The 9,571-nt window shown below is 68.0% G+C and carries 8 protein-coding genes; 3 read left to right on the forward strand and 5 right to left on the reverse strand.

Annotated features, from left to right (window positions below; translation table 11 throughout):
- Positions 1–48: 48 nt before the first annotated feature.
- Positions 49–1,311 (reverse strand): serine/threonine-protein kinase, encoded by a 1,263-nt coding sequence (locus BAU06_RS27235; RefSeq protein WP_066359785.1) that lies wholly within the window; start codon positions 1,309–1,311, stop codon positions 49–51.
- A gap of 486 nt (positions 1,312–1,797) precedes the next feature.
- Here BAU06_RS27235 and BAU06_RS25605 point away from each other — a divergent pair, with 486 nt between their 5' ends.
- Positions 1,798–2,517: an FHA domain-containing protein gene (locus BAU06_RS25605; RefSeq protein WP_066357419.1), complete on the forward strand. Its 720-nt coding sequence runs from the start codon at positions 1,798–1,800 to the stop codon at positions 2,515–2,517.
- A 22-nt stretch (positions 2,518–2,539) separates the two neighbouring features.
- On the opposite strand, the gene BAU06_RS25610 is transcribed toward BAU06_RS25605, so the two are convergent.
- The 4 genes from BAU06_RS25610 to BAU06_RS25625 are packed head-to-tail and all read right to left on the reverse strand — an operon-like array spanning position 2,540 to position 8,392.
- Positions 2,540–2,932, reverse strand: a complete 393-nt coding sequence (locus tag BAU06_RS25610) for a DUF4150 domain-containing protein (RefSeq protein WP_066357420.1) — start codon at positions 2,930–2,932, stop codon at positions 2,540–2,542.
- Between the two features lie 13 nt (positions 2,933–2,945).
- Entirely contained in the window at positions 2,946–5,555 is a 2,610-nt protein-coding gene (locus tag BAU06_RS25615) for a DUF2169 family type VI secretion system accessory protein (protein WP_066357426.1), read from the reverse strand.
- Positions 5,556–5,595: 40 nt separating this feature from the next.
- The gene (locus BAU06_RS26425; protein WP_082993824.1) at positions 5,596–5,994 is read right to left on the reverse strand and encodes a hypothetical protein; all 399 of its coding nucleotides are present in this window, start codon (positions 5,992–5,994) and stop codon (positions 5,596–5,598) included.
- Positions 5,995–6,022: 28 nt separating this feature from the next.
- A complete protein-coding gene (locus tag BAU06_RS25625) occupies positions 6,023–8,392 on the reverse strand; it encodes a type VI secretion system Vgr family protein (RefSeq protein WP_066357431.1) in 2,370 nt (789 codons plus the stop codon).
- Between the two features lie 287 nt (positions 8,393–8,679).
- Between BAU06_RS25625 and BAU06_RS25630 the strand changes: the two genes are divergently transcribed.
- Both BAU06_RS25630 and BAU06_RS25635 read left to right on the forward strand, forming a co-directional pair.
- A complete protein-coding gene (locus BAU06_RS25630; protein WP_066357434.1) occupies positions 8,680–9,078 on the forward strand; it encodes a TssQ family T6SS-associated lipoprotein in 399 nt (132 codons plus the stop codon).
- A gap of 13 nt (positions 9,079–9,091) precedes the next feature.
- Positions 9,092–9,571, forward strand: a complete 480-nt coding sequence (locus tag BAU06_RS25635) for an MEKHLA domain-containing protein (protein WP_066357436.1) — start codon at positions 9,092–9,094, stop codon at positions 9,569–9,571.

Here is a 9,571-nt window from a genome sequence, read left to right on the forward strand (position 1 = left end):
AAATCCCGGGAAGGCCGGGCGCAACGCATTTCTCAAGGGAAATACATCTCAGCGGAACACATGGCGGATCGCGGCCGGCTGCCCGGGCTTCAGGTCCAGCGACACGCGGTAAGGGGGCAACCCCGCATTGCGGACCTCCACGGTGTGGCGGCCGGCGGGCAGGGTCAAGGTCTTCACGGGAGGACTGATCCCTCGCGATACCCCATCCACGAAGATCTCGCCCCAGGGCTGGATGTCCACTTTGACCACCACGTTCGCGGGACGAGGCGGACGCGCCGCTGCCGCACTTCCCTGCTCGGTCACCGGCGCGCCGCCCGCCTGGCCGGGCGCCGGCAACGAAGGCGCGTCGGGCTCGGCGGGAGCGACGTCCTGCCGTCCGCCCGGCCCCGATGCCGGCGCGGGTGCCGGTACCGCCGCGCGCGGGTCAGCCAAGGAACCCGCGGGCGCGCCCGGCAGCGCGGCCACGGGGCCCGGCGGCGCGGAAGGCGTGCGGGCGGCAGGCGCCGCGGCGGGCCGCGACGAGAGGACCACCGGCCCGGACGGCCGTTCATCCCCTTCCTGATTCAGCCAGACCCAGATGCCCAGCACGACCAGCGCGCCGGCCGCGATGGCCGCCACGGCGCCGCCGCGCCTGCGCCGGCCCTCCGTTCCCCGGCGCTGGCTGGCAGCCTGGCCGGACAGGGCAGAAGCAGCGGCGGTCGCCGCCCCGGCGGACGGGTCTTCCTGCGTTTCCGGCACGCAGGCCACGCCCAGCATGCCGCACAGCGCCCCCACCGATTGCGGCCGTTGGGCCGGCTCCAGGCACAGGCCCTGGTCGATGACCGCCAGAAAGGACTCATCGTAGCCGCGCGGCCGGCGTGAGGTCAGGGGAACATATTGGTCATCCGCGCGGCGCGCCAGCGCATGGGGCGGGGGCGAGCCGCTGACCAGGGAGCACATCACGGCGCACAGCGCATAGACGTCCGTCCAGGGGCCGCACGCCTGCAGCGGGTCGGGGTCGAACTGCTCGACCGCCGCGAAGCAGGAGGCGGGCTCCATGGATCCCGGATGATCCGGATAGAGCGCGGGCACCATCAGGTGGGCATAGCCGAATTCGTCCAGCCCCACGGTATGCACGGAAATGGCGCCGTGCACCTTGCCCTGCTCGTGCGCCGCCATCAATTCCGGCGCGATCTCGGACACCACGCGACCGATCCGCTTCTGCGGCACGCCTCCCGCCGCGGCCGCGGCGATCGCGGCCAGCGGCCGATACCCGAAAGGCTCCGGCGCGGGATGTTCCGCGCCAGGCATAAAGGCCGGCGATACAGACATCGTTTTGACTCCGAAACCCATCTACCGCTTCTCCTGCGGCGGGCGACCGCGCGCCGCGTGTTCGCGGCCCGCACGCGGCAGGCCCGACGTCCCCTGTGTCTTCCGGCGACCCACCCGTCGCGCCGCCGATGGCGAGAAAGGGATTGAATCATGAAGCCGGCGGGCTGGCATCATGTTCCGTGGGTTTTGCGCGGGTATTGAGGCTGCCACGCCGCGTCCGGGCGCGACCCTGCTCTGCCATGGACCGCCTGCATACCGCCACCGGCAGGGCCGCATCCTGTAGGCGGTATCGCCGCCGGTCGTCATAAGCGGAAATATTGGACTGCAAAAATAGACGCGCGACCGCAGGGCCGATGGCTATCATCGGCCCTGCGGCTGGCCCGGCGCATCCGACCGCACCGGCCACACGCACTCCTTGCCGGCATTTCGTATCCCGCTCGACGTACCCTTTCCATGACATTGGCCACGCGCCGCGGAGACCCGGACATGAAGCTGATCGTGAACCGTCGCATCGATGCGCGACCCTGCCCCCCCGCGGAAGCGACGTTCCTGGCGCCCGGCGGCACGATAGGACGCGCCGCGGAGAACCAGCTGGCGCTGCCCGATGACGCCGAAACGATATGCCGTGTGCAGGCCGCCCTGCGATATGGCGATGACGGCTGGCGGCTGGCCAACCTCAGCGCGATGAGCAGCGTGTCGATCAACGGACATGCCGTGCCGCCGGCGCGCGACCACCCACTGGAAGCCGGCGATGAAGTGGCGATCGGACCTTACGTCCTGTACGCGGACGCGGCGCATGAAGCGGATGGGGCGTCCACCGGCCAGGCGGACGTCTTCGGCGACCTGATCGGGCCGGGCACGCTGCCGGTGGCAAGCCTGTCCGAACTGGCCATGCATCCCTTCGATATGGACAGCGCAATGGCCCGCAATCCCGAGGATCCGCTTGCGCAGCTGCCCGGGGACGCCTGGCGCCCCGGCGGGGAATCCCGCGACCCCCTGGCCCTGTTCCCCGACCCCGGCGCGCCCGCCACGCTGTCCGATCCGACGCCGGCCATGCTGCCCGCCGCCGACCCGCTGGCTTCGCGCGCGCCCGATCCGATCGCGGACACACTGCGCGCCGGCGGCGACGCGGCGGGACATCGTACGATGCGCGACGACGCCCCGGAGTACGGGAACCCGATGACGCCGCCGCGCCCGCAGCACTGAAGGGCGCGTCCGGCTCCGCGAATCAGGGCGCCAGCAGCAACACGGTGGGCTGGCTGGGCACGATGCGCATGCCCAATGCATTGATGCGGTTCTGCAGGGACAGGCTGGTCAGCCGCGTGGCCGGCGTGCCCATGATCAGCACCGTGAATGCGCCGGTCAGGTGGCGCGACTGGCTCATGAAGGTCTGGGAAATCAACCCCCCGGCCACGCCGGGCGTATCGCCCAGGGTGACGGGCGTGATGGTAGCCATGTTATGCGCGGGCGCCGCCATGAACAGCACGTTCCATGCGTTCGGTATCGCGGTGGGCCCCAGGGCGGTGTTCGGATAAGGCAAGGGCGCCATCGCCGCCGGCGGCGTTTTGCAGCAGTCGGGGAACGCCAGGTCCAGCCCCATCAATTGGCAATTGGCAAACACGTCATCTCCCGGATCAGGCGGCCGGTCCGGCCGCGCCCGCGCGGCGCCGAGGCCACAGTTTGGCGCCCTGCGTGTAGGCGCCCCGCAATGAAGCCGTCCCATCCAGGATCGCCTCGCCCAGGTCCGCGCGGAACAGGTTGGCCTCGCGCAGGTCGGCGTGCGTGAAGTCGGCCCGGCCCAGCAAGGCCTGCATCAGATTCGCCCCCCGCAGGGATGCGCCGGTAAAGTCCGCCCGCACGAACAGGCTTTCGCCCGCGTCCATGCCGTCCATCCGGGCCCGTGTGAACAGGCATTCCGACAGATCGCTGGCAAACAACCTGGCACGCGCCAGGCTGGCGTCCTCCAGCCGCACGCCGCGCAGGCCGCATTGCCGCAATTCGGCGCCATCCAGGCGGGCCCCGCACAGGGCCGTTCCCGTCGACACGGAGCACATCTCCAGACGAGCGCCGGTGAAATCGATGCCCTGGCCGAAGGCGGTATGCACGAAAGCGCAGCGCGTCAGGCCGGCGCCAGTGAAAGCAGACCCCGACAACGTACATTCCATGAACGCGCAGCGGCGCAGGACGGCCTGGCCGAACCGGCAGGATTCGAAAGAGGCCTTCAGCGGTACCGCTTCCTCCAGGAGGGCGCCGCCGAAATCGCAATCGACAAAGCGGCTTTCGCCCAGGCGGGTGCGCGCCAGGCGCGCGGCAGCGAAGGAACACGATGCGAATCGCGCGCCATCCAGCATGGCCTCGTCCACTTCGGCGGCCGCCAGGGATACGCCCTCGAACCGCGCGGCCGCGATATTGGCCTGGCCGAGACGCGCGCGGGCCAGCGAGCCGCGCGACATCGTGGCACGCGCCAGCACCGCCTCGGTGAAATCGCAATCGTCCAGGCAGCTGCCATCCAGCTTCGCGCCTTCCAGCGAGGCGCCGCGAAAGCAGCTGCCGCGCAAATCCATGCCGGACAGGTCGGCGCCGGCCAGATGGATGCCGGTGAAGTCGCCCCCGCGCCGATGGATGGCCGCCACGCGTTGCCGGGTGCGGCGCGCGCGATGCGGCGGCATGGCATCGGGTGCGGCACCGAAGTGCGCGGTATGCCGGTAAAGGCTATCCACCTGTGCATCGCGTCGCGGTCCCGCGGCCGACGCCCACGCCGGCGCTGAAAGCGATGTGTCCAGTTGGCGCAGCTGCCGCTTCAGCGACGTGGGATCGAAGCGTGCCGCCGCCGTGCCGCCGGCGTCGGCACGCGCGATGGCGTCGACGTCCACGCCCGCCGATTCACCAAACCGCCGCAGATCCGGATCGCGGAGCATGGCGTCGCGCGCACGGGCGAGCAAGTCTTCGCCTTTCTTGCGCGCCTGCTCGGCCTGTTGCAGCAGTGCGGGCAAATCGTCGATCTTCACACGCGCCTGCGGGGCGATCGGCGGCGGCAGGAAAGCATCCGGGTCCAGTCCTTCGGCCGCCAGCGTCTGCCGGTAAGCCGTGCGCCGGCGCTCGGCGCCGGCGTACATATTGCGTGCCAGCGGCCGCGCCGCGATGTCGGGCAAGGGCGTATCGGGCGCGCCGTCGTATAGCGCCGGATCCGCCAGATCGGCGTCACGCAAGGCGTGCAGCGCGCCATCGCGGGGATCGGTGCGGCGTGCCAACACGTCGCGGTAATGCGCCATGGCGCGGGCCATGCCGGCGCCCTCGATGGCGGGCATGACCTGCAGCACATCGGCGGCATCGCTTTCCGCGATCTCCAGTGCGCCGTGCCAGATCAGCAGCAGGCGCTCGCGATGCGGAAAGAACCAGGCCGTCGTCAAGCGCATCGGTATCTCGCGCAAGGCTCCGCCGCCATCCGCCAGCCGGGCGAAGCAACGCACGCGCCAGGCGGGCAGCCGTCCACGCTGCACGGGACGATCGGGATGCATATTGCGGATCTCGTAGTCCGCCTCGGCCGGCACGGCTGCGCGCCCGCGCCACCATTGATCCGGCGGCGCCGCGTTGAAGTAATGACTGTCCATATCGGCGGCAAAGCCCGGAAAGTCCTGCTGCAGCCATTGCTGGCCGTATTGCGTTCCCATGCGGGCGAAGCGCGCCGGGTTGTCGGGCGCAATGGCATCGAAGCCGGCAGGCGGGACGTCCTGGCCCGGCCGCGACACGCGGACGCGGGGGTCTTCCACATTGGGTAGCGGCAAGGCGTCCACGCCTTGGATACGGCCGGGCTGCATGCCGCGGCCCAGGGGATTGGCAGGGTGGCCGGGACCGCCATAGGCCCGGTCCCACGCGACCCGCATGGCGTCGAAGGGCGCCGGCGCGGTGGCGCGGCCGTCCACCCAATAGCGGTCGCCAAAAACCAGCAGCGATTTTTCCAGCCCGCCGACCCGCACCTGCACGGCACACGCCGTCTTGTCCACCTGATGCGCGGTGTACGCCATGCCGCTGACCAGGAATTCCGCATCGGCCTTGGGCACGCCCAAGTCGAGCAGTCCGCCTGCCTCTTCCGAACCCACGCGCCACAGCTCCTGTTCGGACAACAGCGCGCAGCGATCGTCCAGCGTTGCCATGGCCATGACCGCCGTGCCGAGCAAGTCCATGCCCTGCCACCGGTAGGGGCGTGTCAGTACGCTCAGGCGCGACGGCTTCACCACGCGCATGAAGTATTTCCCACGGCGGATGCGTGCGGCGAGGCGATGCTCATTCCGTGCGCTGGTCCACGACCACATGGCGGGTGCGCGGATCGACGCGTACCCGGATGTCGCGGCTCTCGGCGAAGTCCGCGAACCGCGCCGGCGAGACCGGTACGCGGATGTCGGTTTCGAACAGGCCTTGCGGATCGTGCCGCACGGCCAGCCTGAGCTGCCAGACGAAGTAGCGGTCCGCGCCCAGCCGCGTGCCGGTGTCCACGGTTCGCAGGATGCGCGCCGTCGATGGCTGCCCCTCGCGCAGCAATGTCTCCTGCGTGCGTGTCACCGCCAGTTCGCGGTGCTGGCGGCGCTTGATCATGTACAGCGCCATGCCGCCTTCCGCCACGATAAGCAGCAGTACCAGCGAGGTCCAGCCCGCCCAGTCCGGCAATCCCCAGCCATCCATCATGACTTTTCCCCCATGTGTCGGCGCGATCTCAGATGATCGTGAACAATCCGGTCAACAGGTTCTTGGCCGCGGCGGTCTCCGTGGCCAGCCCGTTGTTCTTGTATTCGGCCGCGCCGATCTTGCTTGAAAAACCGAAGATGTCCGTCTTGATGGCGCTGAGATCGGCCTTGGAAACCGCGACCCCGACGTTCGACCGCCACACCGTGGCATTGCCCAGGCCGAAGGTCGCCTGCGCCACGGTCAGGTTCAGCCCGAAGGGCGTCGCCTTCAGCCAGCTCTTGGTCGACAGGTCCTTGACCTGTTTGCCGTTGAGCACCACGTCGGTATCGCTGGTCAGCGTGATCTTCTGGGGTGCCTTCATATCGATGCCGGCGCCGGTCGATGTCACGGTGATCTGCTGCGCGGCCTTCGCGTCCATGCCCGCCGCTTGCGACTCGACATGCACCGGCTCCTTGGCCAGCAGCGTCATGCCGCCCGTGAAGGATTGCATGGTGACCTGGCCCTGCGCCTGCGCGGTCATCGTGCCCGCCTTTACGTCATGCAAGGCGTCGCCCGCGGTCACGTGGACCTCCTGCCCCGTATTCAGCGTTTCCTTGAAAAGCCCGGTGATCGTGCGTGTTTCGCCATCGGCGGCCACCGTCGTGGATAGTCCCTGGTCGAACTGTTCCGTGGCCATCCCGCCGGACACATGCAAGGTCCGGGCGCCATTCACCGTATAGGTCTCGTCATCCGTGACCGTGACCGAACGGGTCCGGCCGACAGTCAGGGCGTCCGTCCCCTGGACATGGATGGCTCGGGCCCCGGCGATGGTCGTCGTATCGTCGCCGCCGATGGCCGTGGTGCGCGTACCGTCGACACTGCGATGCTCGTCCGCCTCGACCTCGGTGCGCATATTGCGCTCCGCATGCAGCCATATTTCCTCCTGGCCAGGCTTGTCCTCGAACATGAAGGCGTTCGCGGTGCGCGGCGTGCCATCCTGCGTGCGGGAGAGGAAACCGCTTTGCGTCGCGTTGGCCGGCAGGTCCCAGGGCGGCATATTGGCGCCGTTATAGACGCGGCCGATCACAATGGGCCGATCCGGGTGTCCGCCGATGAAGTCGACCACCACCTCGTCGCCACGCCGCGGCAACTGGATGCCGCCGAAGCCGCCGCTGGCCCAGGGGCTGGATACGCGTACCCAGCACGAACTGTTTTCGTTGCGCTGGCCGACGCGGTCCCAATGGAACTGGACCTTGATGCGGCCATACGCGTCGGTCCATATCTGCTGGCCGTCCTTGCCGACCACGGTGGCCGTTTGCGGGCCATGGGTATAGGCCAGGGGCGTCACCCGCGGCGGCCGGTACTGCACGCTGGACGGCAGCACGGTGAAACCGACGTCGAAGACCATGGGTTCCGGCGTACCGGTGGCATAGCCGCTTTCGCGCATGTGGTAGTGCGCGGCGATGATCAGGTAATCGCGATTCTCGGCCCCACGCGGATGGTTCATCAGCGTGAAGCGGTAGCCGGGCGCGAATCCCGGCGCGTTGCAGGCGCCCGACACGAGCGCCTGGCGGCATTGCAATCCTTCCAGGCGGACGCGACTGTAGTGTTCGCCCTGCTCCGGATCGGTATAGCCGCCCAGCCATTCGTAGATTTCCAGTTTGCCGTCGTCGTACGGCGCCGGATTGGCGCGGCGCGCATCCATGCTGGTACCCGGATGCCTGAAATCGAAATCGGTGGTGGCAAAGCCGCTGGGTGTGATCTGTACGGCGGGTTCCCATGCGCTGACGTATTCCTCGCGCGGCACCGCGACGCGATCGGAGCCGTAGTACGGCAAGGACTCGCACCCCGGGCAGGTATCGTGCTGCGCGGTGTCGTCGCTCAGCACCAGGGTATGCCTGCCCTGCTCGTGCCGGAACCAGTAGTAGATGCCCTCGTGCTCCATCAGGCGGCTGATGAAGTCGAAGTCGGTTTCCTGGTACTGCACGCCGTATTCCCAATTGCGGTACACGCCCGACAGGCGCCATTCGACCGGAAATGCGTAGTCGGCCAGTACCTCCTTGATGATGTCCGGGACGTTCTTGTTCTGGAAAATCTTGTTGTCGGAGGTCTGCGTCAGGTACCACAGCCAGGGCCGCACGGTCGCGCGATAGATGTACAGGCGCGACGTGGCGTTCTCCCGGCCCACCAGGGCGAAGCGGGTGATTTGTCCGCTCAGGTAGCGCCTGCCGCCCAGTCCGGCGGCGATCTCCAGCGTCAGGGGCTTGCCCAACAGTTGCCGGAGGTCGAGCGCGTAGGATTCGGCAAGCAGCTCGACCTCGAATTCGAAGAGCATGGACACGCCTTCCGAGCCGTTCATCGCACGGAACAGCAAGGTGTCGGGCGGCAACGGGGTATGCGCGGTGACGACGCGGTCCATTCGAACTCCTGCAAGGCCGGGAGAGAAGATGCTAGAAGCCCGGAATGTCCGCGATGTTTCACTAACATTCCCTATCATTTTTTACCTTCGCCGCGCTTATCTGGCCCGGCGGCATTCGGTAGAGTTGCGTTCGTCGCCAGGAGCCATCCGGCTTTCGGCTGCGAACTGCGCGCGTTTCATCCCTGCGACGGCTTGTCCTTTGCGTCGAGATCAAGACACAATATGTCGCGGATTACACATTCCATGCGACCGGCCCGCAGGCCCAACAAAACACCAGGCATTTCGACATGAGCCACCCTGTTCGTTTCGCCTCGCTGGCGTTGGCGGCAAGCCTTGCCGCATGTTCGGCGCCGCCGTCCACCCCCGCGCCGCCGCCGGCGCCCAGCCAGGCGGCGCTCGATACCCTGGCCCAGGTACGCGCCAGCTACCAGGCCGGTGCGTATGGGCAAGTCATACGCACCGTGGCTACCTCCGACGCGCTGGCCACGGCGCCCACGGATGTACGGGTGGAATCGCTCAAACTGCAGGCATTCAGCTATTGCGTGACAGGCTATCGCGTGCTGTGCGAGGATGACTTCAAGCGCATCCTGGAGCTGGATCCGGGCTTCGAGCTGGGCCCGGCGGAGATCGGCCATCCCCAGTGGGGCCCCGCCTTCCGGCGCGCGAAGGCCGCGCAAGGCGGCTGAAGTCAGAAGGAATATGTTTTTGGAATCGCCGCTGCACGCCGATCCGGCCTTTTACCAGCTGCTGGCCGACAGCTATGAACGACTGTTGGGACACCCCCTGCCGGGCGTGCCCGCGTCGCACCGTACGAACGCGGCAGAGGCGGCCCGGTGGCTGTACGAGGACGCGCCATTCGCCGTCCTCGCCCACAACACCGACGCCGATCCGCGTTTCATCTATGGCAACAAGGCGGCCCAGCGGCGCTTCGAGTACAGCTGGGACGAAATCACAGGACTGCCATCGCGGTTGTCCGCCGAGGCCCCCAACCAGGAAGAGCGGGCGCGCTTCCTTGAGCGCGTGCGCCGTAGCGGTTTCGAATCCGGCTATCGTGGCGTCCGCATTACCAAATCGGGCAGGCGATTCCTGATCGAACAGGCCACCTTGTGGGAATTGCGGGATGAAGCCGGCATGGTCCACGGGCAGGCGGTCGTCATTCCACGCACGTCGGATCTCTAG

The sequence above is a fragment of the Bordetella bronchialis genome, from assembly GCF_001676705.1.
GTDB lineage: Bacteria > Pseudomonadota > Gammaproteobacteria > Burkholderiales > Burkholderiaceae_B > Bordetella_C > Bordetella_C bronchialis.